Source organism: Proteus sp. fly-1008, from assembly GCF_040140305.1.
GTDB classification, from domain to species: Bacteria; Pseudomonadota; Gammaproteobacteria; order Enterobacterales; family Enterobacteriaceae; genus Proteus; species Proteus vulgaris_B.
In genome coordinates, this window is record NZ_JBEEWH010000002.1 from 57,994 (window position 1) to 84,874 (window position 26,881).

General features: G+C 35.7%; 22 protein-coding genes. 6 read left to right on the plus strand and 16 right to left on the minus strand.

The features are described from left to right. The 4 genes from ABN256_RS04885 to ABN256_RS04900 form a co-directional block, all read right to left on the minus strand. Positions 1-983, minus strand: a 983-nt coding sequence (locus ABN256_RS04885) for a hypothetical protein (protein WP_349439235.1), incomplete at its 3' end; no start/stop codon positions are given. Positions 984-1,057: 74 nt separating this feature from the next. After that, on the minus strand, positions 1,058-2,641 hold the full coding sequence (locus ABN256_RS04890) for a hypothetical protein (RefSeq protein WP_196553573.1): 1,584 nt from the start codon (positions 2,639-2,641) through the stop codon (positions 1,058-1,060). A 201-nt stretch (positions 2,642-2,842) separates the two neighbouring features. Continuing rightward, on the minus strand, positions 2,843-3,475 hold the full coding sequence (locus ABN256_RS04895; RefSeq protein ID WP_196553572.1) for a helix-turn-helix transcriptional regulator: 633 nt from the start codon (positions 3,473-3,475) through the stop codon (positions 2,843-2,845). A gap of 64 nt (positions 3,476-3,539) precedes the next feature. Further along, a complete protein-coding gene (locus ABN256_RS04900; RefSeq protein WP_072069348.1) occupies positions 3,540-4,172 on the minus strand; it encodes a TetR/AcrR family transcriptional regulator in 633 nt (210 codons plus the stop codon). Positions 4,173-4,403: 231 nt separating this feature from the next. Here ABN256_RS04900 and ABN256_RS04905 point away from each other — a divergent pair, with 231 nt between their 5' ends. Next, positions 4,404-5,615: a Tm-1-like ATP-binding domain-containing protein gene (locus tag ABN256_RS04905; protein ID WP_197269523.1), complete on the plus strand. Its 1,212-nt coding sequence runs from the start codon at positions 4,404-4,406 to the stop codon at positions 5,613-5,615. A gap of 16 nt (positions 5,616-5,631) precedes the next feature. After that, positions 5,632-6,459 carry a phosphoenolpyruvate hydrolase family protein gene (locus ABN256_RS04910; RefSeq protein WP_072069350.1) on the plus strand — a complete coding sequence of 276 codons (828 nt, stop codon included), beginning with the start codon at positions 5,632-5,634 and terminating at the stop codon, positions 6,457-6,459. A gap of 86 nt (positions 6,460-6,545) precedes the next feature. On the opposite strand, the gene ABN256_RS04915 is transcribed toward ABN256_RS04910, so the two are convergent. After that, complete coding sequence (locus tag ABN256_RS04915; RefSeq protein ID WP_196553570.1) at positions 6,546-7,445, minus strand: diaminopimelate dehydrogenase; 900 nt, start codon at positions 7,443-7,445, stop codon at positions 6,546-6,548. Positions 7,446-7,645: 200 nt separating this feature from the next. Between ABN256_RS04915 and ABN256_RS04920 the strand changes: the two genes are divergently transcribed. After that, positions 7,646-8,986, plus strand: coding sequence for an MATE family efflux transporter (locus ABN256_RS04920; RefSeq protein WP_072069352.1), 1,341 nt, complete (start codon positions 7,646-7,648; stop codon positions 8,984-8,986). 46 nt (positions 8,987-9,032) lie between these two features. Here the strand turns inward: ABN256_RS04920 and ABN256_RS04925 are convergent, their stop codons facing one another. Together ABN256_RS04925 and ABN256_RS04930 are read right to left on the minus strand one after the other, a co-directional pair. After that, on the minus strand, positions 9,033-9,830 hold the full coding sequence (locus tag ABN256_RS04925; RefSeq protein WP_197269524.1) for a hypothetical protein: 798 nt from the start codon (positions 9,828-9,830) through the stop codon (positions 9,033-9,035). A 180-nt stretch (positions 9,831-10,010) separates the two neighbouring features. Continuing rightward, the gene (locus ABN256_RS04930; protein ID WP_197269525.1) at positions 10,011-11,258 is read right to left on the minus strand and encodes a hypothetical protein; all 1,248 of its coding nucleotides are present in this window, start codon (positions 11,256-11,258) and stop codon (positions 10,011-10,013) included. A 442-nt stretch (positions 11,259-11,700) separates the two neighbouring features. Here ABN256_RS04930 and pepT point away from each other — a divergent pair, with 442 nt between their 5' ends. The 3 genes from pepT to ABN256_RS04945 all read left to right on the plus strand — a co-directional run bounded on the left by pepT (position 11,701) and on the right by ABN256_RS04945 (position 16,310). Then, positions 11,701-12,954 carry a peptidase T gene (gene pepT, locus ABN256_RS04935; protein ID WP_349439236.1) on the plus strand — a complete coding sequence of 418 codons (1,254 nt, stop codon included), beginning with the start codon at positions 11,701-11,703 and terminating at the stop codon, positions 12,952-12,954. Continuing rightward, positions 12,951-14,318: a C4-dicarboxylate transporter DcuC gene (dcuC, locus tag ABN256_RS04940; RefSeq protein ID WP_349439237.1), complete on the plus strand. Its 1,368-nt coding sequence runs from the start codon at positions 12,951-12,953 to the stop codon at positions 14,316-14,318. The genes pepT and dcuC overlap by 4 nt, the downstream gene beginning before the upstream one ends. Before the next feature lie 669 nt (positions 14,319-14,987). Next, on the plus strand, positions 14,988-16,310 hold the full coding sequence (locus ABN256_RS04945) for an L-cysteine desulfidase family protein (protein WP_349439238.1): 1,323 nt from the start codon (positions 14,988-14,990) through the stop codon (positions 16,308-16,310). Between the two features lie 175 nt (positions 16,311-16,485). On the opposite strand, the gene yjiA is transcribed toward ABN256_RS04945, so the two are convergent. From yjiA to ABN256_RS04990, 9 genes are all read right to left on the minus strand, one after another. Next, positions 16,486-17,466, minus strand: a complete 981-nt coding sequence (yjiA, locus tag ABN256_RS04950) for a GTPase (RefSeq protein ID WP_196553565.1) — start codon at positions 17,464-17,466, stop codon at positions 16,486-16,488. A 22-nt stretch (positions 17,467-17,488) separates the two neighbouring features. Further along, positions 17,489-17,695 carry a YbdD/YjiX family protein gene (locus ABN256_RS04955; RefSeq protein ID WP_004245057.1) on the minus strand — a complete coding sequence of 69 codons (207 nt, stop codon included), beginning with the start codon at positions 17,693-17,695 and terminating at the stop codon, positions 17,489-17,491. A gap of 60 nt (positions 17,696-17,755) precedes the next feature. Continuing rightward, the gene (locus ABN256_RS04960) at positions 17,756-19,906 is read right to left on the minus strand and encodes a carbon starvation CstA family protein (RefSeq protein WP_109407961.1); all 2,151 of its coding nucleotides are present in this window, start codon (positions 19,904-19,906) and stop codon (positions 17,756-17,758) included. A 335-nt stretch (positions 19,907-20,241) separates the two neighbouring features. Further along, on the minus strand, positions 20,242-22,749 hold the full coding sequence (locus ABN256_RS04965; RefSeq protein ID WP_349439240.1) for a TonB family protein: 2,508 nt from the start codon (positions 22,747-22,749) through the stop codon (positions 20,242-20,244). A gap of 15 nt (positions 22,750-22,764) precedes the next feature. Continuing rightward, complete coding sequence (locus tag ABN256_RS04970; protein WP_197269529.1) at positions 22,765-24,216, minus strand: protein kinase domain-containing protein; 1,452 nt, start codon at positions 24,214-24,216, stop codon at positions 22,765-22,767. A gap of 17 nt (positions 24,217-24,233) precedes the next feature. After that, the gene (locus ABN256_RS04975; RefSeq protein WP_196553562.1) at positions 24,234-24,989 is read right to left on the minus strand and encodes a protein phosphatase 2C domain-containing protein; all 756 of its coding nucleotides are present in this window, start codon (positions 24,987-24,989) and stop codon (positions 24,234-24,236) included. Continuing rightward, positions 24,989-25,657 carry a vWA domain-containing protein gene (locus tag ABN256_RS04980; RefSeq protein ID WP_349439241.1) on the minus strand — a complete coding sequence of 223 codons (669 nt, stop codon included), beginning with the start codon at positions 25,655-25,657 and terminating at the stop codon, positions 24,989-24,991. Before ABN256_RS04980 ends, ABN256_RS04975 begins: the two co-directional genes overlap by 1 nt. A gap of 243 nt (positions 25,658-25,900) precedes the next feature. Beyond that, complete coding sequence (gene recR, locus ABN256_RS04985; protein WP_072069364.1) at positions 25,901-26,506, minus strand: recombination mediator RecR; 606 nt, start codon at positions 26,504-26,506, stop codon at positions 25,901-25,903. Then, positions 26,506-26,835 carry a YbaB/EbfC family nucleoid-associated protein gene (locus ABN256_RS04990; RefSeq protein WP_036932854.1) on the minus strand — a complete coding sequence of 110 codons (330 nt, stop codon included), beginning with the start codon at positions 26,833-26,835 and terminating at the stop codon, positions 26,506-26,508. The genes recR and ABN256_RS04990 overlap by 1 nt, the downstream gene beginning before the upstream one ends. Positions 26,836-26,881 lie beyond the last annotated feature (46 nt).

Sequence of the window (26,881 nt, forward strand, 5' to 3'; positions counted from 1 at the left end):
TCTACTTGTGTAGCTGTATCTACTTGTGTAGCTGTATCTACTTGTGTAGCTGTATCTACTTGTGTAGCTGTATCTACTTGTGTAGCTGTATCTACAGTCATATTTCTTTTTATCGCATTATGGTTATCACTAATATATTTTCCTATCCATTCTTGCATTAAATCATTAAAGGAACATTCACTACCCATTTTTTTATTAAGAACTATCATCATAATAGTAGATAATTTACTTTCTATTTTATTTTTTATATTATTATCAAATTTATTAATAACTTGAACCTCTTCGATAGCAATAAGTAAAATATTCATTGATTTTATAAAATTATCTCTTTCTTTTTCTGTTGAAAAATTATATATAAAATCATATTTTTTATTTAAATGAATGTTTTCAAAATCAAACTTAGAATTTATTAATTTAAATATATTCTTTATACTATCATTATTTATAGCATTAATTCTATTTTTAATAATTTCATTTAAACATTCTACAATTAACTTATTGTCAGAGCCTTCTTTTCCTATATCATCTTGTGCTGAAAAAAAATCTTTAGCTCTTTTTACTTCAGTCAAATAATCACAGTAACTATAGAAATCAAATTTATCATTTGCATGAGAAATTATGTTACTTATAGTGTTTAAATTCTTATTTCTTATTTCATTTTCCTTATCTGGTAAATTCTTTATTTCACACTCTTTTTTATTTATTTCATTATCTATTCTATTAAAAATGTGACTATGTTTACTTATATCTACAATGCTAGATTGTTTATTGTTTTTTATATCTCTTATAATAAAATAAATCTCTAGTTTATGGAATAAAGAAGCCAATGACTGAATAATTTTCTTACCAAAAGAAGGTATGACAGGCGTATTTTTTATTTCACTTATTTTTTTTGTGAAAATATAACTTTCCTTTTTTGGAAAGTAATGCGGTTTATTTAAAAATAATAATTTTGGTTCAAATAAATTTGTTTTAACAATCATAGGTTATCCATCCATATGTAAATCAATATAACTTTATTATTACGCATATAAATAAAAAACATTTAATAAAAAAATTATATATGTTCAAAGTAATTTGAAAAATATTTTCTCAACACTTCATCTTTAGAACCATCCAAGTTATTCGTATCCAAACCTATTCGACTAAAAATACCCTTTAAATAATTTTCTATTTCTGTATTTTTAGTACTCACAACTCCCGCTCCCCCTAAATCTCTTACGCCATTGTTTGTATAAGAGCTTATTTTACTTTCTTGGTTTTCAAATGTCTGATAACTAATTAATAAAACTATTGCATCTTGAGCCCATTTATAATTAATGTTATTGCTTGTATTTTTAAAAATTCGAATAAGTAATTCATTACCTCTTTCATTACTCTTTATATTTTCATAAAAACTTTTATCCAATGATTTTATAATTTTCTTTGTTGCAACACCTATATTTTTAGAGATATCTTTATTTACCACCCTTATCAAATTATCTATTTTAGAAATAGTATTTCCCTCACCAATAAAATCTTTATTTTGTGACAATTGATTAAATAGCTCTTTTGTTAATGTTAAAGAGATAATATTTTTGTCGTATTTAAAATCGCCATTAGATTTAGAAATAATATCAGCCCTACTTTTCTCACTCATTAATGAATCAAATATTTTTACAATAATACTATCTGTATCAATATTTTCATTTAATGTATTTATTCTATCTCTTAATAAATTTTTTAGTTCATTAACTGTATCCCTAGAAAAAACCATGCCTATATTCTTGTTTATATCATCAGATTCTTCCTTAAGAATTAAATTCAATTTACTATTAATTTCAGAGGGTAAACCAGCATAGCTTTCTTCAAATTTACTTTTAGCTAAGTCAGCAATAAACTCACTTTTTAGTATTTTAATATCATTAATAAGTTTACATTCTAATGCTCTTTCTAATGTTTGATATTTTATTATATTATCTATATTTTTATTATTATTTTTTCTATTTATTACTTCATTTGTATTTTTGATAAATGTGTTATTTAATTCATTTAATCGTTTAATGAAATTATCAACAGGTTTGTTATTCCCTGATATTGAATCAAGTTTAAACTCACTTAATGCTTGATTAACATTTAGATTTACAGTATTTATTCTTAAAGGTAGTAGATTTCTATTGATAAACTTAAAAGGAGAAATTAAAATTTTAAATAAGTTTTTAATGCTTCTTTTTTTCTCTTTTTTTAATTTAATATCTTCATTAACATTTAATTTCTCTCTCCCTGACTTTGTGACAAAATCAGATAGTTTATTTATGTTATTTTGTTTTTCTAAGTTATTAATTTCTGTTCCATTTAAATTATTTTTTTCATTTAATGTTTCAATACTTTGTTGAATATTAGAAAGTATTTCGCTAAATTTATTATCTATATCTCCCGAAGAAATAACCGGATAACTATCTTCAGGGATTTTATCCAAATTATTTCTACAATATTTTATATACTCTGACATATTATTTTCTAGTGGTCTATTATCATTTATTTTACTAAAGTTTATGTTATCGTTAGAAATAGAAAGTAATGAATCTATACATTTAAAACCCTGAGTTATTTTATTATCCACATGATGAAAACTTGTAGATAGTGAGATACCAATTTTCATTTTATCACCCTTAATAAACATTATTACAAATAGTTTATCCCTTAATTTTTTTTAAGTTTGTAAAAATCGCACAATAGTAATCAATTAATAACTTTCAATAAAAACACGATATATTATTTATAAAATAAGACACCCCAAAAAAAAGATATCAACTAAGTGATATCTTTTTTTTGGGGTGTCTTTTAAAAAATGTCTCTTGTTTTATTCTTTTAAATCGTTATACACCGTTGCCCTTGAAACGCCTAAATACTGCGCTGTAATTTCCATTGACTTACGCAGTGAAAGATAACCTTCATCCTGTAAACACAATAGCAATTCACGTCGCTGATGCGGTTTTAATGCTCTTGGTGTAACAGAATAAGTTGCTGAAAATTCATCAATACGTTTTTTCAGCGAATCTTCTGTCACTGAGCTAAAGGTTTCAATAATGTCATTACCTTCTTCAAGGGTTGCAAATTGGTTTAGTACCATTTGCAATCCTTTGATCATTGAAATATCAATATTTAAGCATAATGCCGCAACATAATTCCCTTGTTTATCTTTAATGCCAATAGACGTACTTTTTGCGGTTCTACCATCAGGGAATTGATTTGGGTAATTAGCTACAATTTGTGGGAAGTCAGACGATTCAATACGTGCCATTCCCAATTCTGTTGCTCTATCCCCAACTTTTCTACCTGATAGATTATTTTCAATGACCATAATGGTATTTTCACTATCAGTTAGATCATGAAGTACAACCTCACAAAAAGGCGATAATGTTTTACCAATGCCTTGTGCAATAAATTGTAGTTGTTCTACCAGCCACTCTTGGTCTTCTGTTTTGTGTGACATAACGATCCCTGCAATAGCTAAAACGTAAATGATTTATACAATTTTAACCGATTTATTCAAATAATTAATCGTTATCTGCAGGATAATCAGATTTTGCCTGATTTAGAATAGCTTTTGCCATCCATTGAGTCATATCAATGACCTGTTGATCATCCATTTTCCAGATATCTTTCATTACCAAAAAGACTTCTGACCCATAAATTAAAGAGAACGATTTAATCACCTTATCCCACATTTCTTGAGGATAGTGTGCTTTTAAAGGTTCAATAACTTTGAGTAAAATCTCTTTACGGTGACCACGAATAAATCGTTTTTCTGCATATTCACTCGATTGTCTCTCTTTTGCCCATTGCTGTAATGAAACTTGCAAAGCACCACGCAGTGCGCCTTCATGTTTAAACATTTGTGGATAGGCAAGATTGAGCAACTCAGTAATGCGTTGTTGCGTATTATCTTCGGGAGTTGGTGTCCATGCAATGATCGGCGCTAAACTTGCATCAACTGTGGCACTAATTAAATCACTTTGTGTGGGAAAATAACGATATGCGGTTGCCCTCGAAACACCGGCATGTGCAGCTAACTCTGACACTGTCGGTAACATTCCTTGCTCAAAAAGCCCCAATGCAGTTGTTACCAATAATTGATAGGTTCTTTTTCGTGTACCGGACATGGCATCCGTTTCATCACTATAACTCATAGAAAATCCTTCGTTATTCCTACACTTTTATGTCTGGGCTTATCTTAAGCGAAATACTCACAACACTTAACGTTTACTTTAGGTGATTAATTACACCTTATCGACCTTTAATGTGCAAAAAATAAAAATAATGAGACAGCAGTCTCAAAACAGTGCTATGATAAATGAAACTCAAGTCTCATTATGATTATAATCTATCCGTCGATAATTATAAAAGGTATGGGAAGGCTTATGAAACAGTATGCTGGTTCTATTTATATTGCCACAACGCTTGATACTAAAAGTGCTGAGATTTTTTATGTCAGTGATTTAATTAAAAAAGCAGGCCTTCCTGTTAAGACCGTTGACTTGACAACAAAACCCACGGCACTCGCACGAGAAGCGGATGTCACAGCAACCGAAGTTGCACGCTTTCATCCAGATGGCCAAGAGGCTGTGTTCTGTGGTGATAGAGGGAAAGCAATAGAAGCGATGTCGGTCGCTTTTGAACACTATTTAACTCACTGTGATGATGTCTTAGCCATTCTTGGACTAGGCGGCTCAGGGGGGACGGCTCTGATTACACCAGCAATGCAATCTCTGCCAATTGGTGTTCCTAAATTGATGGTATCGACGATGGCGTCTGGCGATATTTCAGGCTATATCGGTGCAAGTGATATCTCAATGATGTACTCCGTTACAGATGTATCAGGCCTAAATCGTATTTCTCGTAAAGTTTTAAGAAATGCAGCGAATCAAATCGCTGGCGCTGTTTATTTTTACCAAGAAGAGCATGTTGTTGATAAGCCTGCGGTAGCACTAACAATGTTTGGTGTAACCACTCCTTGTGTACAACAACTCACTCAGAAACTTGAAAATAATTATGACTGCCTTGTTTTTCATGCAACAGGAAGTGGCGGCAAAGCCATGGAAAAACTGGTAGACAGTCACCTGCTTCATAGTGTGTTAGATCTTACAACAACTGAAGTGTGTGATTACTTGTTTGATGGTGTACTTGCTTGTGATGAAGACCGTTTTGGTGCAATCGCCCGTACTAAAACCCCTTATATCGGTTCTTGTGGCGCATTAGATATGGTCAACTTTGGTCGCCCTTCTAGTGTTCCTGAGAAATATAAAGGGCGTCAATTTTATCATCATAATGCACAAGTCACCTTAATGCGCACAACACCAGAGGAAAACCGTCAATTGGGTGTTTGGATCGCTGAAAAAATAAATCAGTGTGAAGGTCCATTACGGTTTGTATTACCACAGGGCGGTTTTTCTGCTCTGGATATTGAAGGGGGCCCTTTTTGGGATCCAAAAGCAAACCAAGCGTTTTTTGATGCATTTATAACAACATTTAAAGAGACAGAGACTCGTCAATTAGTCATCAGTCCTTATCACATAAACTCAGCTGAGTTTACTCAGCAAATTTATGATTTACACCAGGAACTTATTTGTTAACCACGGAGAAAGAAGAATGACTCATTCACGTGAAACGTTACTAAAAAAATTCAACGAAATGATTGCACGCCATGAACCAATTATTGGTGGTGGTGCAGGTACTGGCCTGTCAGCTAAATGTGAAGAAGCAGGTGGTATCGACCTTATCGTTATTTATAACTCAGGTCGTTACCGTATGGCCGGTCGAGGATCTTTAGCGGGTTTATTAGCTTATGGCAACGCTAATGAAATCGTTATGGATATGGCAAAAGAAGTATTACCTGTTGTTAAACATACGCCTGTACTTGCAGGAGTAAATGGCACAGATCCATTCTGTAACTTTGATAAGTTTTTAGATGATGTCAAAGCTACAGGTTTTGCGGGCGTACAAAATTTCCCAACGGTTGGCTTAATTGATGGTAATTTCCGTGCCAATTTAGAAGAAACAGGTATGGGTTATGGGCTTGAAGTAGATATGATCCGCCAAGCTCACGAAAAAGATCTACTAACCACGCCTTATGTCTTTAGTCGTGAAGATGCTATTGCAATGACTGAGGCTGGTGCCGATATTATTGTGCCACATATGGGATTAACGACTGGCGGTAACATTGGTGCAGAAACTGCATTAACATTAGCGGACTGTGTCCCTTTAATTAATGACTGGGCAAAAGCAGCAAAAGCAGTACGTGCTGATGTTATTGTGCTTTGTCATGGTGGCCCGATTGCAACCCCTGAAGATGCACAATATATCTTAGATAATTGCCCTGATTGTCATGGGTTCTATGGTGCAAGTTCAATGGAACGTTTACCAACAGAAGTGGCATTAACCGCAACAACAAAAGAATTTAAAAGTATTAAACGCTAATTCAAAATCATCAAGTTTGCCTAAGCGTTAATCCATATTGCCCACATTATGTGGGCAATATTTTATGCAAAAAATCCTAATTCAAATTAAACTAATTTTGCAATTAATGTATTTAAATCACCCTCTAAGAAATCCACTGGTGGAATTTCAATAACGGTATAAGCACCCGCACGTTGCTTCATACTCGCTCTTGCCGCTGAAACCATAAATTGAGACGTCAATGCAGGGTTGTTAATACGCATTGAATATTCAAATAATTGGTTATGTGTTTTACCCGAAACACCTTTATGAGTCATATGAACACCATGCCCAACATCTTTTAAGTTATCGACACAATCGACTTGCTTCACATGGGTTTCATCAGAAGAGAAATAGCTATCAGCTTTAATCGCTTGCTCTACTTGATTAAAATCTACACCCGCTTCTAATTCGACATAAACCATACGGCGATGAACGCCCGTACCTAGCGGAATAGTCATTGAAAGTGCATCTTTAACACCTTCAATGCTTTTAGCCGCAACACTGTGCCCCATACTCATACCTGGTCCAAAGTTAGTATAAGTAATACCTTTGGGTGCCATGGCTAACATTAATGTACGAACAATAGAATCAGAACCCGGATCCCAACCCGCTGAAATAACAGCAACACGGTCATGTTTTTTAGCTACTTCATCTAATTCTGTTTTTAATGACACAATTTCGCTGTGAACATCAAAACTATCTACTGTATTAATACCTAAGCCTAAAATAGATTTAGCTAATTCTTTAATTGCACGGGTTGGTGAACATAAGAGAGCAACATCAACATTACCTAATGTTTTAATATCGTTAGTTACGGTAATATTTTGCAGCTCTTCTGGGATGTTGTTTATATCGCGGCGAACAACTCCCATTAATTCAAAATCTTGTGCAGCTTGGACAGCTTCTAATGCAAATCGACCAATATTACCGTAGCCTACAATCGCCACTTTTATTTTAGTATTCATTAATTCCCCTGACTTTAACGTTAATCATCTCTTAATGATAATAGTGATTAGTTATCAATGAATAAACCATATAAATATCTTTTTTGCCAGATAAACATTATTTGCGCTATTCCCTTATAAATAAACCTTGTAGAATCCCCCTTCTTCCGACACGTTTATATTAATAAATCGATTTCACTCTGTTTTTAAGAAGGTTTTCAATGCATCAGTCTGATGTAGCGGATCGCTCGCTTTTCTCTCTTAGTTGGCCAATATTTATAGATATTTTCCTACATCTAGCCACACTATTAATTAATACTTACATGGTAAGCCACGTTTCTACCGCTTACTTAGCCGCTATGGGCGTCGGCAACCAGGTTTTTGATCTTTTCATCACCATTTTTAGTTTTATTAGTGTGGGATGTAGCGTCGTTATTGCCCAATATTTAGGTGCGGGTAAAAAAGAAAAAGCCAGTCAGGCAATCCATATCTCTATTGCATTTAACTCATTACTGGGGATAAGTAGCGCTGTAATTATTCTCTTTTTTGGCTACAACATTCTTAATTTAATGAATACGCCATCTCACTTGGTTCAAGATGGCTACAATTACTTGCATATTATTGGCATTTGTCTTATTCCTGAGGCAATTTCAATTATTCTGGCTGCATGTTTAAGAGTTTATGGCAAATCAAAAGCCGCCATGTATGTCACATTGATTGCTAACATTGTTACCGTCATTGGTAATATGATTGTACTTTATGGCTTCTTTGGTTTACCACAATACGGATTAGTCGGTGTTGCTTGGTCTACTGTTGTTGGTCGTATTATTGCCGTCATTTTATTATGTGGATTATTGTTCTACGGCTTACGCATTAAATTTCAAGCAAGACAACTCTTTATCTGGTCCAAAAATATGCTGGGGAAAATCCTACATATTGGATTACCGGCTGCTGGTGAAAATCTAGTTTGGATCTTACATTACATGACTGCATCCGCCTTTATTGGTTTAATGGGCGAAGTTCCTCTTGCAGCACAAACGCTCTATTTCCAATTGTCATTATTTTTAATGCTCTTTGGTATTGCTATTAGTATTGGTAATGAAATTCTTGTGGGGCATTTAGTTGGCGCTAAACGCTTTGATGATGCCTTTAATCGTGGCTGGAAAAGTTTAAAAACTGGTGTGATATTCACGATTGGGGTAGTGATTATTTATTGGTTTATGCGTGATCCTATTTTGTATTCCATTACAGAAGATCAACGCATTATTGACCAATTAATTCCTCTGTTTATTTTGTCGGTCTTTTTAGAACCAGGTCGTACTTTTAATATCGTGATGGTGAATGCCTTACGTGCGGCCGGCGATGCTAAATTTCCTCTGATGACAGCAATTTGTTTTATGTGGGGAGTGGCAATTCCGGTTGGCTATTTCCTTGGTATTAAGATGGAAATGGGATTGATTGGTATCTGGATTGGCTTTCTTTGTGATGAGTGGTTACGTGGTTTAACTAACGCATGGCGTTGGCGTTCACGTAAGTGGCAAACTAAACGCTTGGATATTTAGTACTAATACTCTCTTTTTTCCCCGATAAAATATCGGGGAAACCCTATTAGATAATATTGTCACTTTTCAACTTTAAGCTCTCAAGAAGAATAAAAGCATTTAAACGTCTTTTTAAATCTTCATTTACTTTAATTTTATGATTATTTGATTTATTAAAATCTTCTATAAATCGATAAATAAATCTATTAATTAAAAAATAATCTTGTATCTCATACTGCTCTTCATATTTTTCACATGAAGAAAATAATTCACCCAATGGAACATTGCTAATAATCTTAATTAAGTTATCTTTAAACTTACCCTTCACTTTATTATTCTTATAAATAATCTTAGATAAATCATCAACAAGCTCTAGTTTTTCTTTTAACAAACAATCTTGATTCATTGTTTCATAAATTGGCTCATAAATTGATTCATAAGTATTGCCTTCAATCGGCTCATTAATAGAACTATCAATAACATTTTCTAGCAATTCTTTATTTATTAATTTATCAGTATCAAACCCTTTATTTTTTAAATGATTAAATATTGATTCTTGTTCTTTATTATCTAAATCAAAAAATGGATTTTCTTTTTCACTTTTAATAAATAAACTTTTATTAGAAAAATAGCCATCAGCGATTTTATCATAAAACATTTCGTAAGAATTAGAAACGCAAGAGATATCTTTACTCATGTCGATATAAATTGGTTCGTCTAGCGTCTCCATTGTTTTACTTTCTAAACACTTAACACCAATAAATCCATGCGATGAATTTTTCATTGATAACACTGAGTCTCTATGAATAGAGAGATCAGTATCTGATATATGATTTGCTAAAATTGAAGACATTCCTTGTGGCATTATGTTCATCTTTTCAAGATACATCATTATCATCCTATTAATTAATATTTATACTATTCTATGGATTACGTTCTATCCTTCTATCATTTATCTGTCATTTATAAAAAACCTTCTATTTTTAAATCATATATAATAAATATATCTAAAATTAGTTAAAATTAATAGGAGGATAAAATAACACTATTCTTTTTTCACCATTGCCAATAGCTCTTGTGGCGTAAGTTTTTTATTTTCGTTAGCTATACTAAGTTGCTCATCTATTTCAGCTAAAAACTCATCAAATGAATTATCATTATTAATCGAATTAAGTTTATCTTTATGCTGTTTTTCTATTATTGACATATTATTTTCATCTAATTTATCATGCACAGCAAAAACTTTTTTCTGTTCTTCGGCCTCTTGTAACTTTTCATCTTCATTTAAAGTATTGTTAACTGTAGCGGTGATGTTTTCTATAACACCATTTTCATCGCTGCTTTGTTCTTTTTTTAAAAACTGCAAATAAATAATATTATTAATTCTTTTATTTAATTTAAAAAAATAGTCTGAATTAGCCAGTTTTTTAAAATAAGTTTCTTTATTAATAGGATCTTTTTCTCCCGATCCCTTATTTTCATTATAAGTTTCCAAATAATTAACAACTTTATCGAGAAATACATATCCATATCTATCATTATCATCTGATAACCTATCTAGTAATGAAATATCTTTTGTAATTTCAATTAAATGAGATTTAAAATTTTCTTTTTCAACAGAAACTTGATTTTTATTAATGTTAGAATTAATTTTATTGCTCGTATTTTTATCAATATTTTTAAAATCAGTTTTTATCAAATCGCCATCATTAACCTGATCATATTGCGGATCAGTAATAGCTGTTTTTTTATTTACATAACCATCGAATTTTACATATTCATATTCACTTCCACCTTTTAAATTAGATATATTTAAATTATCATTTGATTGATTTGATAATGCCATTTTAGTTTTTATTGATGATTTAAATTGTATCTCTGTAATATAATTAATTAATGATAATTTACTCTTTAATAGACTATCTTGTTTACATAAATAAAGATCATTAATAGCTTTATCAATCGGAACCAAATCTCCATTAGGAAGTTCAATATATTTTAGAATTTGCAGTCTTTCTTTTAAAGTGTTTTTCTCATTATCTATACGGTTAAACTCTATCGTTTCATTATTTATTCCTTTATTACTGATGATTAAATCTTTAGATTTTAAAAACGAGCTATTTGCATTAAATATAATTTTATTCTCATAGCGACCAGGATGAATGAATTCATTTATTGCATTCCTCACCTTGATAGATAATTTAGAAATAGAGAGTTTTATTTCCCCGCCTATGGAGACTATTTTATTAGCAATAGAGGGTGATTTTCTACCAATTTCATTGATACCATTCATTATCACAATACTCATATTATTTATATATAAATAATATTTTACTCTCAGTGTTTCCCTCATCTATCACTTCTCTTTTCTATTTTTTTAAATAAATAGCATTTTTTTAAGAAAAAAACTTAATATCTTTCAAAAAACATATTAATTATGATAAAGAAATAATAATGAATTAAATGAAGTTTAACGATTAACTTCACAAAGATAGAGGTCATAAAGTAAATAAAAATAACCTCACCTATACAAAACACGATTTTTTTTAATAAAGAAAAAACCAAAAATTAAATATTAATTAACATTAAACTTTTCTTATAAAAATAATTATTTTCCTCTAATTCCCTGCTGGTTTTTTTATGATACAACAAGTAGGTGTTGCCCTTTCCAATAAATGAGACAACTAAGCTTTAATAGAAAGAATACAAAAAATCAAACACAATGGAGTCTTGTCATGAATCTCGTCGAACGGTTTATTTCTTATACAAAAGTTAACACCACCACAAATAGGGAAAATGGCGCAGCTGGTATTATGCCTTCTTCAGAAGGTCAGCGAGTCCTAGCATTACAATTGGTTGAAGAACTCAAGGCTTTAGGCGTTGAAGATATCAAAATTCGCGATACTGCCATTGTTACCGCAACACTACCTTCCAACCTTGATTATGAAGTACCTACTGTTGCTTTCTTTGGTCATTTAGATACCAGTGCAGAACAAACTAATGACACCAAAGCGCAAATCCTACCTTATAAAGGTGGTGACCTCTGCTTAAACAAAGAGCTTGATATTTATCTACGCCAAAGTGAATTCCCAGAACTAGAAAACTATATTGGTGACGATATTATCGTGACAGATGGCACCAGTTTATTAGGTGCTGACGATAAAGCCGCTATCGCCTCAATTATGGATATGTTGCAATACTTTAAACAACATCCCGAAGTTAAACACGGTACGGTTAAAATTGGTTTTGTGCCAGATGAAGAGCAAGGTTTACGTGGTGCAAAAGCCTTTGATACTAAAGAATTTGGTGCTGATTTTGCCTATACATTAGATTGCTGTGGTATTGGTGAGTTAGTGTATGAAAACTGGAATGCAGGAGATGTTGAAATTACCTTTACTGGTGCTTCAGCCCATCCAATGTCTGCGAAAGGTAAATTAAAGAACTCACTATTAATGACACATAAATTTGTTGCTATGTTACCGGGTGGCGAGGCGCCTGAATATACCGAAGGCCGTGAAGGTTATTATTGGGTAAAACAATTAGCAGGTAATAGCGCTCGTACTGTATTAAAAATGGATGTGCGTGATTTCACCGAAAAAGGTTACGCTCACCGTATGGCATTTTTAAAACAACTTTCAGATTATTGTGAAGGTTTATGGGGTGAAGGCTCTGTAACTTGTAAACTCGCTGACCGTTATGCCAACGTCTTTAATAGCCTACAAGGTGATAATCGCTACCCTATCGATATTGCAGTTGCCGCTTATGAAGCAAATGGAATTACTCCTCGCCCGATCCCAATGCGTGGTGGTTATGATGGTGCAGCCCTTTCTCAAAATGGCTTACCTTGCCCAAACATCTTTACTGGTGCTCATAATTTTCATTCTATTTATGAATATCTGCCTGTTAAATCCCTTTATGCTGCCAGTGATGTCTTAAAGTCCGTCGTGAAAATCACAGCAGAGCGTTTTGCACCTGGAGCTAAAGAATGATCCAAATTCTTGCGGTCTTAGTCGTCGTTGTTATTGTCGCTAGGATGATTTTGAAAGGATATAAAGCAGAACCTGTTTTGTTAGTCGCCGGTCTAGCCTTAATGGTGCTAACCATGATGTTTGGTTGGGGAGATATTCTTCCTAAAAATGTCAAAACAACAGGCATTGGCTGGTTAGATCCTTTCGAAGTAATGCGTGATCTCTTTAGTAGTCGTGCTGCTGATCTTGGTTTAATGATCATGGCACTGATGGGGTTCGCACATTATATGGATCATATTGGCGCTAATGAGGCCGTTGTACGGGTTGCAACTCGCCCGTTGAGAAATATGCGTTCACCTTATGTGTTGCTATTTTTCTCTTTTTTACTCGCGAGTATTTTGCAACTTGCTATTCCTTCAGCAACTGGATTGGCCGTTCTGTTAATGGGTACGATGTTTCCGATTATGATAGGACTTGGCTTATCCCCAGCATCTGCCGCGGGTGTAATTGCAACTTCATTAGGGGTGGCTTACACCCCAACGGCTATTGATGCCATTCGTGGTGCAAAAGCGGTTGATTTAGGGGTCGTAGAATATGTACTTTATTACCAAGGGCCTGCGGCGATTGCAACCGTATTAGCTGTTGGTATTACACATATCTTCTGGCAGCGCCATTGCGACCGTAAATCTGGATTTGTGCCTCAATTAGGCAAAATGTCTGAAGAAACAAAGAGTGATAAAAACGTACCTGGCTTTTATGCATTACTGCCAATGTTACCGATCATTATGGCAGTAAGTTCATCAAGCCTATTTGTTGCAGGCATTCATCTTGATGTAGTCACTATTGTATTGATTTCAATGGCAATTTGTATGCTAATTGAAACATTACGCTTACGTGATTTTAAATCAGTGTGTGCGGGCTTCCAGCATTTCTTAAAGGGTATGGGTTCTGCATTTAGTAACGTTGTGGGGTTATTAGTCGCAGCGGGTGTCTTTGCTCATGGTATTAAAGTCAGTGGTGCAATAGATAGCCTGATTGTGATGGCGGAGTCTGTAGGCTTGCCACCATTTGCTATGGCATTGGTCTTCGCTATCGTGACATTAGCGGCTGCAATTATTATGGGTTCAGGTAATGCTCCCTTCCTTGCATTTGTTGAACTTATTCCACAAATTGCACATAGCATGGGTGTCAACCCAATTGCGATGATTTTACCAATGCAACAAGCGTCACATATGGGACGAGGTATGTCTCCTGTAGCTGGAGTTATTATTGCAGTATCTAGTGGTGCTAAATTGCAACCATTTGATGTTGTAAAAAGAACAGCGATCCCACTTATGGTCGGCTTTGTATTTCATAGTGCTATTATTGCTATCTTCTATTATTAATAAATATACCTGAAGCAATATTTGTTGCTTCAGGTTGTTTTCAAATAATAAACATATTAAAAATAGACAAAGATATTTTATTGTTATTTTTATAAATAAAAACTAGTTAACTGTTTTTCTAAATATAGACTTAATTATTTATTTAAAAAAACATCGAAGCTATCATCATGAAAATATTAACAAAATAATAAATCATTATTCTTATACACTAAAATTTAATGAGCCTATTATCTGCTTTGTTAAAATAAAAATGTGATATTGAAAATATTCATTATTTTTATTTTAACGATTCTGAGTTAGCCCACATTAAGTATGATGATTATACTAGCAATAGAATTGTGTATTCGTTCTATTGCCTTTTTATTTAATCTTATCGTCAATTTTTTAAATTATCTTATTTAACTTCATTTTTATCCTCCTTAATTTATACACTAGATACAAAATATACCTTCTTTAGCACTCATAAATTACATTAAAGAGTCAGAACGTTTGCTTTTATTTTATGTGGAAAAAATTACCAACACAGAAGCTATAAAGGGTAATATTTTCTCAAAATTTGTACAATGTTAGTAAATTCAGAAAAAACTTTCTCCAATAAATTCAGTATGATTGTGGTATTAAAAATAGAATAACCCTTTGAATTCTCATACTGTTTATTGGATGCATGCAATGAAAGAACAACTATCTTCTCGTTGGAAAATATTGATAGCGGCAGTTAAGCAACAAGTTAAACCCGCTTTAGGTTGTACTGAACCTATTTCGCTTGCATTAGCGGCTGCAACAGCAGCAAGTTACTTACAACACCCTATTACCCGCATTAGTGCTGAAGTTTCCCCGAACTTAATGAAAAATGGTATGGGCGTTACCGTACCAGGAACCGGAATGGTGGGGCTATCTATTGCTGCTAGCTTAGGTGCCGTTGGGGGGGATTGTAATGCAGGTCTTGAAGTATTAAAGAATGCAACACCAGATAACGTTGAACAAAGTAAAGCACTATTAGCTGCTGGCATTGTGAATGTTTCAATTAAAAAAGCATGCCAAGAAGTTCTTTATAGTGAAGTGACTGTTGAAGATGCTGAAAATAGCGCAACAGTAATTATTGCCAGTAATCACACCAATATCGTTAAAATCATTCATAATGGTGATATTATTCTTGATAACACTTGCGATGGCGCAGAACAGTCAGCATCACCTTGTGAAATAAAAGAAACGTTAACCCAAACTAATACCCAAGAAATTTACCAGTTTGTTACCCAAACTCCAGTAGAAGAAATTTCTTTTATCCTTGAATCAGCACACTTAAATGATGCGCTATCAAAAGAAGGTTTGAACAATACTTATGGTTTACATATTGGGCAAACTTTACAACGCCAGCAGCAACGAGGCCTATTAGCAAAAGATCTATTATCAGAGATAATGATCCGTACATCTGCTGCATCTGATGCACGTATGGGGGGCGCTATATTACCTGCAATGAGCAATTCTGGCTCAGGTAATCAGGGCATTGCTGCCACCATGCCTGTGGTCGTTGTCGCTGAATACTTACAAGTTGACGAAGAGAAAATGGCTAGAGCATTAATGCTTTCCCATTTACTGGCTATTTATATTCACCATAAATTCCCTGCTCTGTCTGCATTATGTGCAGCAACAACAGCATCAATGGGCGCTGCTGGCGCAATTGCATGGCTAATGGATGAATGCTATGAATCCATGGCAATGGCGATTAACAGCATGATTGGTGATATCAGCGGTGTGATTTGTGATGGTGCTTCAAATAGCTGTGCGATGAAAGTTTCAACTGGTGCAAGTGCCGCTTATAAAGCTGTATTAATGGCTCTTGATAATACATTTGTGACAGGTAATGACGGTATTGTGGCACATGATGTTGACTCAACAATTGAAAACTTATGTGCATTAGCAAGTCGAGCAATGCAACATACCGATATTCAAATTATTGAGATTATGGAATATAAAGCCGTTGCTAATGGCTAATTTCAGTAATTAAAAAAGCACCCCATAATAGTGATTATTATGGGGTGAAACATAAGATCCTAGGAACAGGATCCTCCTCAAGTCAGGAGCTTATCAATATTCGTTACTGCTATTTACGGCTATACTACGGTTACTTCTACTACTTGCTTTCTAACACTCACTACAGGGTATTGGGTTAATGTGCATTCTCTTGCGTACTTAGCATTAATGCATCAAAACTAGCTCTTATCTCATCTTCAGGTAATTGAATACCAATAAAGACCAATGTGCTTTCGCGAACTTCACCTTCATGCCATGCTCTATCCCAATCAGCACTATAAAGGCGTTGCACACCTTGGAATAACAAGCGATTAGGTTGATCTTTAATATTTAATATCCCCTTATAACGTAAAAGATTATCAGCAAAGCTTAATAATAATTTTTCCATTACATCAGAAACTTTTTGTAGCTCAACGGGATAATCAAATTTCAGTACAATAGAATGGATATCATCTTGTTTTTCTGCTTGAAAGCGGAAAAGAGGCTGTTTTACTTCAAGGTTATCATTCAACATAAAACCTTTTACATTAAACAATAAACCTAAATCAATTTGTCCATGAATAACGGTATTAACGGGCGCTCTTGCATTAATGCGTCTTAATCGAGCCATTAATTCGGGTGATGCTGGTGCAACATCAGTTTTTGTTAATAAGATGCGATCAGCATAACCAATTTGAGATTGTGCAATAGTAAATTGATCCAGTTGTTGTTGAGCATGAATATTATCAACAAGAGTAATAATCCCATCTAACAAATAGCGTTGACAGATCACCTCATGAGAAAAAAATGTTTGGCTAATAGGACCGGGATCAGCCATACCTGTACATTCAATAACTAGCCTATCAAACTCAATTTCACCACGATCAAGGCTGTCACATAAGTCTAATAATGTGTCTTCTAATTCATTCGATTTACTACAACAAATACAACCATTGGTAAGTGTTTTAATTTGAGTGGCTCTATCACCAATAATTTCGTCATCAATAGGCACTTCACCAAATTCATTTTCAATAACTGCGATTTTATAACCATGCTCTTCATTAAGCATATGACGCAAAAGCGTTGTTTTTCCTGATCCTAAAAAACCAGTCAATATCGTCACTGCAATAGGTTCCATTATGTGTCTCCTTTACAGATTATTAGCAACAGCGAAAACCGCCTTTACCATCACCACCACCATAACGGGCTTCCTGACGTTCACGGAAAAACTCGTTATAGGTCATAACTGGCTTATCAGGATGGTTATCTTTCATATGCTGTACGTAGTTATCATAATCAGGAATACCTATCAGCATACGGGCAGCTTGCCCTAGATATTTTCCAGCTTGTCCTAAATTGCCAAACATAAGTTTCTCCTAAACCCCGTACTAGCTAAACCAGTACGGGGCTAAACTATTTACCTAAGATTAGTGACCAGAGGACACTTTAACGTCTTTTGGCATAGGCACATACGGGGTTTCTTGTGCTGTTTCTTCTGGGTTTTTACGCGCTTTCATTGCTGTACGGAAACCGTAGAAAATGATGCTATAAACAACCACTAAGAACAGAATACTTAAGCCCGCATTGGTGTAGTTGTTGATTACAATATGATTCATATTAGTAATCTCTGCTGCAGTTAAGTCAGCACCACCCGCTAAGATCTTCGCTTTGTATTCATTTGCTAAGTAGAAGAAACCTTCCATTTGTGGGTCATCGCTGAGAAGTTTCAGACCTAATGCCCATGTTGTACAAATTAATAGCCATACCGCAGGAACCACAGTTACCCAAATATATTTAGTGCGTTTCATCTTAATTAAGATAACCGTACCTAATACTAGTGCAACAGCGGCTAACATTTGGTTTGAGATACCAAATAATGGCCATAAGCTCTTAACGCCGCCTAATGGGTCAACAACACCTTGGTATAACAGATATCCCCATAAGCCTACACAACCCGCTGTACCAATAACACCTGGAATGAACGAATTTGTTTTCTTCAAGTAAGGAATAAAGTTACCTAATAAGTCTTGAAGCATGAAGCGACCAGAACGTGTACCTGCGTCTAACGCGGTTAAAATAAAGAGCGCTTCAAACAAGATCCCAAAGTGATACCAGAATCCCATATCCGCAGCAGGAATGATTTTATGGAATACCATCGCGATACCAACCGCTAAGGTAGGCGCACCACCAGCACGGTTTAATACAGAAGGTTCACCAATATCTTTCGCTGTTTGTAAGATTTCTTCTGGAGAGATAACAAAGCCCCATGAACTGACTGTTGCAGCTGCATGTACGGTAACTTCTTTTAACTGCCCCATGATAACAGCTGTATTTTCACCACCTAATTCATGTAGATTCGGCATCGTAATACCTAAACCTGATGGTGGGGTATTCATTGCAAAATACAGACCTGGTTCAATGATAGATGCAGCGACTAATGCCATGATCGCAACGAATGATTCCATTAACATTGCACCATAACCAATAAAACGAGCATCCATTTCATTTGCAATAAGCTTAGGTGTTGTACCTGAAGCAATTAGAGCATGGAAACCAGAAACGGCACCACAAGCGATAGTGATAAATAAGAATGGGAATAAAGCCCCTTTCCATAATGGTCCAGTACCATCGATGTATTGAGTAACTGCTGGCATTTTCAGTTCAGGGTTTAAAATCACAATACCCACAGCTAAACCAACGATAACACCAATTTTCAGGAAAGTTGCTAAATAGTCACGTGGTGCAAGAATTAACCATACTGGTAATAATGCAGACACAAAAGCATAACCAATAAGACCGAAAGTAATTGTTGTGTCTTTAAAGGTTAACGCTGGGCCCCAGAATGGGTCGTGAGCAATAACACCACCAAACCAAATCGCTGCAATCAGTAAAACAATACCAATAACTGACACTTCACCCACACGGCCTGGGCGAATATAGCGCATGTAAATACCCATAAATAGGGCAATTGGTACTGTTGAACAAACAGTGAACACACCCCATGGGCTTTCAGCTAATGCTTTAACAACAATAAGTGCAAGCACAGCAAGGATGATGATCATGATAAGGAAACAGCCGAATAAAGCGATAGTACCCGGAATTGGCCCCATCTCTTTCTTTATCATCTCACCAAGTGAGTTACCATTACGGCGTGTGGAAATAAACAACACCATAAAGTCTTGTACTGCACCCGCTAACACTACCCCAGCTAATAGCCAAAGTGTACCGGGTAAGTACCCCATTTGAGCAGCAAGAACAGGACCAACTAAAGGACCTGCACCAGCGATAGCCGCAAAGTGGTGACCAAATAAGACATAACGGTTGGTCGGAACATAGTTCAAACCATCATTGTTAATAACAGAAGGTGTCGCTCTCGTTGGGTCAAGCTTCATCACTTTTTGAGCGATATACAAACTGTAATAACGATAAGCAACTAAGTAGACGGCAACAGAAGCAACAACTATCCATAGCGCACTAACATGTTCACCACGGCGAAGTGCAACCACTGAAAGACAAAAAGCACCGATAATCCCGAGGATCACCCAAGGTACGTGCTTTAAAAATGCATTTTTGTTCATGAGACACCTTTTTTTCAGGCAAGACCGAACAGCCAAAGAGTAATGCGGGACAGCAAAGAATGATTTGAGCGAATCTGAAAGATAACTGCCCGCAGCTACATAATAAGAATTTTGACTCGATAATGGTGTGACTAAATCGCTTAGCGGTTGTATACCAAATTAAGCGGTCTGTTTTCTCAGTTAAGTGGTTTTGCTGTTTTCAAAAGACGTTTTTTTTGTGATCAAGATAACAATTTTATGTCTTTCAATAAGTTAGAGAATAAAGAAAGATAAAAAAACGCCTCAACATCAACAAAAAAGACGTTTTTTTATAACATTTTTTAAACAAAATAAGATTATTGACTAAATTGAACGGATATCAAAAATACATTACCTGTTCGAGAAGGTGAGCCATTAAATCGCCACTGATAAGCAACATCAATTACTGCATTATCAATACTCATATCACCGCTATTGGTTTTTAGCATAACCACAGTAGGAACACCTTGAGGATCAACATCAAGCTGTAGGATCATATCGCCCATTTTAGGTGCAGTAATTGGAGCATTTACTTTCGGTAATAGCTGAGTACTACCTTTGATATTTGCTGATGCAAAATCGACACTAAAGGTACGGTTTGATTGCTCAGTTTTGTCTGTATTTAAAGGTAAGCGAACCACTTTGCTATTCGGATCTGATGCCGGTATCGCACGTTGAGCCAATTGAATCTGCGTTAAGTCATCACTGAGATAATCATCTGAAGGCTTAACTTCAACACCTTCAGGTAAATAGCGCATATCCATTCTTGCTCTCAAAGTTTGGTAACGTTCTAAACGAGCACCTTCAAGAGTATTTATCACCATCCTCATTTCCAGCATTTGCATGACAGAACTAATGCTTTCTTGTGACTTTTGCTGTGCTGCTTTCGCAAATGCGCCCGCTGCAATTTCAGGATCTTCATCTAGCCACGTTATCCCCCAACCTAACCAAACATCTTCACGATTTGGATTTAGTGCAATAGCTTGCCCAAAATGGCGACGTGCTTGTGATAACAAGTTTTGCCAATACTCTTTATTTTGTGGGTAAATATCAGGAGATTGAGATAAATTATTTGTTCCCACATTGTAATATTGCAATTCAAAGCGGGCTACCATTCTTACAACATCTTCATTATCTTGATGAAGTGCCAATTTTTCGTTTAAGAAACGTAGACTATTATCCCAACTTTCGTGGTTATTTTTTCCATTCGGTAATGTCTGGATCTCTTTTAAAATATTTTGTAATACTGCCCGTTCTTCTTGCTGTTGTGCACGTTTTGAATAAATAGAAGAATAGGGATCATAAGTAGAATGCGATGACGATTTACTCGACTCTTTTTCTGGTGCTTGCTTTTGTAAAGCTACGAACGCATTTTCAGCACTCGAAATACCTTTAATATTTTGCCTTGCATAAGCTTTTGCCAATGTGATTAATGTAGGTTGTTGTTTAATGGTGTAGTCATTCCAACCAAGACGTGTGCTTTGAAAACGAACGGTAACACGTTGATGATATCCCTCTTTTGTTGGCATAAAACGCCAGCCACGAGCATCACTTAATGCTTTCTTATCAAACACATTGTACCCACTACTTTTTTGTACCCAAAGACCTAAAACGCGTCCTTGCGGATCAACATCAACGGATAAAATGGTTTCTGCAATAGGAATATATTGTCCAACAGACGGGTAATGCATTTCCGTCCAATTCTGTATTTTATTTGGTGAATCAACAAGAACAATCCCTGGATATTCCCTATCATTCATCATTGATTTCCATTCGACATAAGTTTCATTGTTATCCGCTATTGCATTAGTGACAGGCAGTACTTTTTCTGCCAATTTGGCCACCTCGTCAGGAATTGCATTCTTTTGTCGATATAGGCGGTCTTCTATCACCCGTGCTTGAAGGATTTGATAAATCTGACGCTGATTTTCTGTCAATTCAGAAATCGCTTTTTCAATAAGCGGTTGTAATGAAGGATTATGATGCCCCAATTTGTCATATTTTAGCGTATCAGCAACCATTAACGCAGCCATTGCTTTTTCTATCTGCATATTGGGTGGCGTATGAGCAATATAGGTTAATGCTAACGTTTGCCATGCTTCCGGTACTAATGGTGCGGTAGTAATAGCGTTAATACCTGATTGTACTAATTTTTCATTACTATTTGTAAGAAGCGATGATAATGCTTGGGCAATAATAATTTCAGGTTGATTCAGCAACCAATCACCATAAAAAGAGAGCGTTTTAATTGCTTCTTTTTGTTCTGGTGTTCCTTTTGCATGAGTCAGATACGCCTCTTTAGCTTGCATTGCGGAAGTTACATCATCCGTTAAATAAACAAGCCCCGGTAATTCGATACGTTTTTTTTCAAGCTCTTTGAGATACCCCAGCGTTTTAGGCTGATTAACAACAATCGTTTTAATGATGTTATCTTCAGCATTAATCACGCTATAACGAAAATCACTCCACTGCGACTGTTCTATATTTTGTAAAACAAAGCGACGGCGATCTTCTAATTCACTATGAGGAATGATTGAAAATGAAAGACTAAATGTCGTTAGAACAACAACAACGCTCCCCAAAAAATAGAAGATATTTTTAGCGCGCCACGATTGCAATAACATGACAATCGTCATAATGACAGAACCTAACCATAATCCCAGCAAGAAATTACGCTCATCGAAACGAACTGATGAGGGAAGGATCTTGATACTAACGCTATCGATAGTGCTAATGATTGAAACTAATAATGCAGGTAACCAAAAAGGAAATAAAAGTGTGGTAATCCCAACAATAATGAGGATCGGTTTAATTGTTTTATTCATATAAATTCTCTCTCATTAAGGTTTTCTTTTCAAAATACGTAATGAAGGGAGAATAAAAATGATGAGTATAATAATGGCTATCATCATTAAAAAAATCACACTTAACATTGTTATTAGTAGCTGCTCAATATAATTCGCTTTTATTAAGTCAGTGATCCAAGTAAAACCTAAATCGCCACTTATTCCTTGCGGAATAAAATACATCAAAAATAATCCGAAAATAATCGGCGCTATGATGGCAATAGCGGTGTGAAAAATAACAGCAGGAACTTTACTTATTGCTTGTTTTAACGCGATAAAAATAGCAGGTGGCTGTATTGGTTTAGCTGGAGCCGTATGTATGGGGCTGTGTCTAACATTAGCATTTTTGACGCTATTTTGGCGTATTTGCTCTCGTTGTGTTTGACTTTGTTTTTGAGTTATAGCTACTTGCTGTAGCTGGGTTTGTCTCGCACATGCAGCACAGGCTTTACCCGCAAAATATTGGTGTTTTTTATCCTTCTGACATACCAATATTTGCTGCTTTTCAGGTTGTGCGTATTCATAAAGCGCCGTAGCCCATGTTTTCGCACTGGGTCTTAATGTAGGATTTCCTGAAAAAGCTTTATCAAATAATGTTCTCAGTTTATCAGGTAATTGTTTATGGCCACTAGCAACATTTGGGGTAATTAAATTATGAGCCTTCACACCATAACCATAAAAACGACCAGCAATACGTCTAGGAATATCCGTAGGAACTGTATCGTTTTTAGGGCGGCCACTAAAAGGATGGATACCAAAATTAAGCAGTTGAAAAATAATAACGGCTAAGGCAAATAGATCTTGTCGCTCTTCTTGGTCTTGTGGGATAGCTTGTTTTGCTTGAAATTCTGGTGCTAAATATTCGACAGTAAATTGTCCTGCGGGATAGCGTATGTTTTCCCCTTGAATACTAAAACCATCACAATCAAGAAGAGACATATACAAACTTGATTTATAAAACCGCAGGTTTAATGGCTTCATATCAATAATACGATGCCCTTGTTGATGCAATGCATCAATCAATGAACAAAGATTATAAGCAAGGATAACTTTAGCGCCCATTCCTGTGGGTAAATGATGGGCTTTAGCTTGACGCTCTTGAAGAATATATTCCAACTCAATGGTGTTTTTCACATCAAGTTCAGGCATCACGAAGCCAACAAATTGCTTTTGACTATTGTATAAACGTGCTTGAGGCCAGGCGAGTTGAATTATTGGGATATCATTAACAGAAACGGCCTTTAATGTGGGCTCTAGTTTCTGCATTGCGGTAATTTTTTTCAGATAATAGGCTTTATCAATTTTATCATGATAAACTTTTGATACTTGGAAAGGTGCATTGTTAATGTGACTAACACTCCCTGCCCCCCCACTTTTTATCAAATCGCCAATCTGATAAATCTTGCCATTTTCATCTTGTAGTTGTGTCGTCCCAGATATCGCCATCCCTTTTTTTCTCGCTTTTACCACAACTCTTCATCCCTGATACAAATCACTAAAGTTTTATCATCCCCCGTAATTGAATGTGTCCGAGGGTCGGCTAATGTTCCCGCGAGCGCTTCACTTCCGCTATCTTCAGATACTGTTTTTAAATAACGGATCACTGGCGTGATAAACGGTTCATAAAGGGCATCACACGCTTTATTCATGGCAAAAGGCTGTACACCATCAGACATCAAAATAACTTGTTTTACTGGTTTATCAAGAGGAATAACGCGTAAATGCGCTTCCCAATTTTCTGACGTCACAAACCACGTTTGATTAGCATATTCTCCATTTTCAGGTCGTGATACATAACTTGTACCATCGCAATATTCCACTACTGCAATACCATCACCCAAATGGAATAAATAGCCACTATCATCACCAACCCAACATGCTACCAGTGTTGATGCATATTCATTAAGCGCACATTGTTTTATTTCTGCATATTCAGCCAGTTGGAGGCGAATATCTTCAATAAGTTGTTTTACGCCTTGTGTTATCTGTTTTTCGGTTAATAAATTAATGTTTGGCCACTCTGTGATACGTAACGTAAATAACCGAGCAACGAGCTGAGCACCTTGCTCACTATAACGAGAGGAGCCAGCACCATCACAAACAGCAGCGATAAGATACTCACCTTTACGACGAATAAAATAAGCATCTTGACAGGGAATTTGACGTTCTTGATGGGCAATTCCTGTCACCGATGCCCCATAAGCTAACCAATCGTTCATCAAACAGGTACACTCGCCCAAGGATCTGTTGACGGTAATTGTGCAGTGCCACCCGGCGTTGATTGAGAAACCACTTGCATACTGGCACTTAACCACAAGAATAATTCTTTAAATTGCAACCCTTTAAGCATTTTCACGCCATTAACACCATTACAACTAAAACTTCCCATCACTTCTGCTGATGCACCATCAACCATAATCGGAAATACAGCTGTTTTTTGGTTTTCTTCTGCTTCGCGACAAAGCTGCGCTGCTTGTTCCCATTGATCGGTTGGTACACCATCAGACATTAAAAATAACCAAGGACGTGTATAAGCAACACCTGCTTGTTTAAAGCGCTGTTTTTCAGCTTCTATTTCTTCAAGCGCCAGCGTAACAGCTTGCCCCATCGGGGTTGTGCCATTTGCTTCTAAAATGGGGGCGGTAAAATCCATAGCATCTTTCCAATCACCATGCACAGTACATTGATCATATCCACCATACTCAATCACTAAAATACGCACGCGTTTTGCTGCAATAACATCATTTTTTAGTTCTTGTTCTAGTAGCTTAAGGCCTTCATTTAATTGTTGAATAGGCTGACCATACATACTACCGGAGCTATCTAATACTAAGATCAGAGGGGTACGTTGTTCACTGTTATCAACTAAGGCTACGTCAGGGATCATAAGATGCTCCATCATTCAGTCATTATTTTTCATGATAATGATTAATGTAACATAAAGGTGCTAAATTCATCAGAAAGAAAAAAGGAATAAATTGAAGATAAAGATATTTCTTAGAAAAAGAAATTTTAAAGGGTAATTACCTTACTTTTAATAAAAATTGCGAAGCTTTCCATGGTGTTAAATGAAAAAAAGCACCTTATTACATCAAGTAAAAGGTGCTTTTTTAATAATTGATTTATGATGTTAATAGTGGATCTTTTGGCGTCCAGCAATAGAGTGTGAAAGTGTTGTACCATCAACCATTTCAAGCTCGCCTCCCACAGGAACCCCGTGAGCAATCCGACTTGCTGTAATATCATACTGAGCACAGATCTCAGCAATATAGTTGGCTGTTGCTTCACCTTCCACAGTCGGGTTTGTAGCCAAGATAACTTCTGAAATTGTTTCCTGACTCAAACGCTCTTCAAGCCTATCTAAACCTATATCCATCGGTCCGATACCATCTAAAGGGGATAAATGTCCCATTAAAACAAAGTATCGACCCGCAAACTGCCCTGTCTGCTCGATAGCATGAATATCCGCAGGACTTTCCACAACACAAATTTGCCCATTTTGCTGGCGACGAGCATTGGCACAAATAGTACAACGCTCTTCTTCAGTAAAAGTTCGGCAATCACAGCAATGACCGATTTCAGACATTGCACGTGTTAACGCTTGTGCAAGCCGCATACCACCGCTTCTATCACGCTGAAGCAGTTGGAAAGCCATTCGTTGCGCTGATTTAGGCCCGACGCCGGGTAAACAACGCAACGCTTCCATTAATGATTCAAGAAGTGGGCTAGTTTGCATTAGAATGGCATCTTAAAGCCTGGTGGTAATTGCATACCATTAGAGACAGAGGCCATTTTCTCTTTTTGCGTTTCATCAATACGACGCGCAGCATCATTAAAGGCGGCAGCAATCAGATCTTCTAACATCTCTTTGTCATCTTCTAACAGACTAGGATCGATTTCAACACGACGGCAATTATGAGCACCATTGATAGTGATCTTGACTAAGCCAGCGCCAGATTCACCGGTCACTTCTAAGTTTGCGATCTCTTCTTGCATTTGTTGCATTTTGTCTTGCATTTGTTGGGCTTGCTTCATCAGATTGCCCAAACCACCTTTTCCGAACATAATTGTCTCTCTTTGTAAAAGCCACACAGTATGAAGTCATACAATA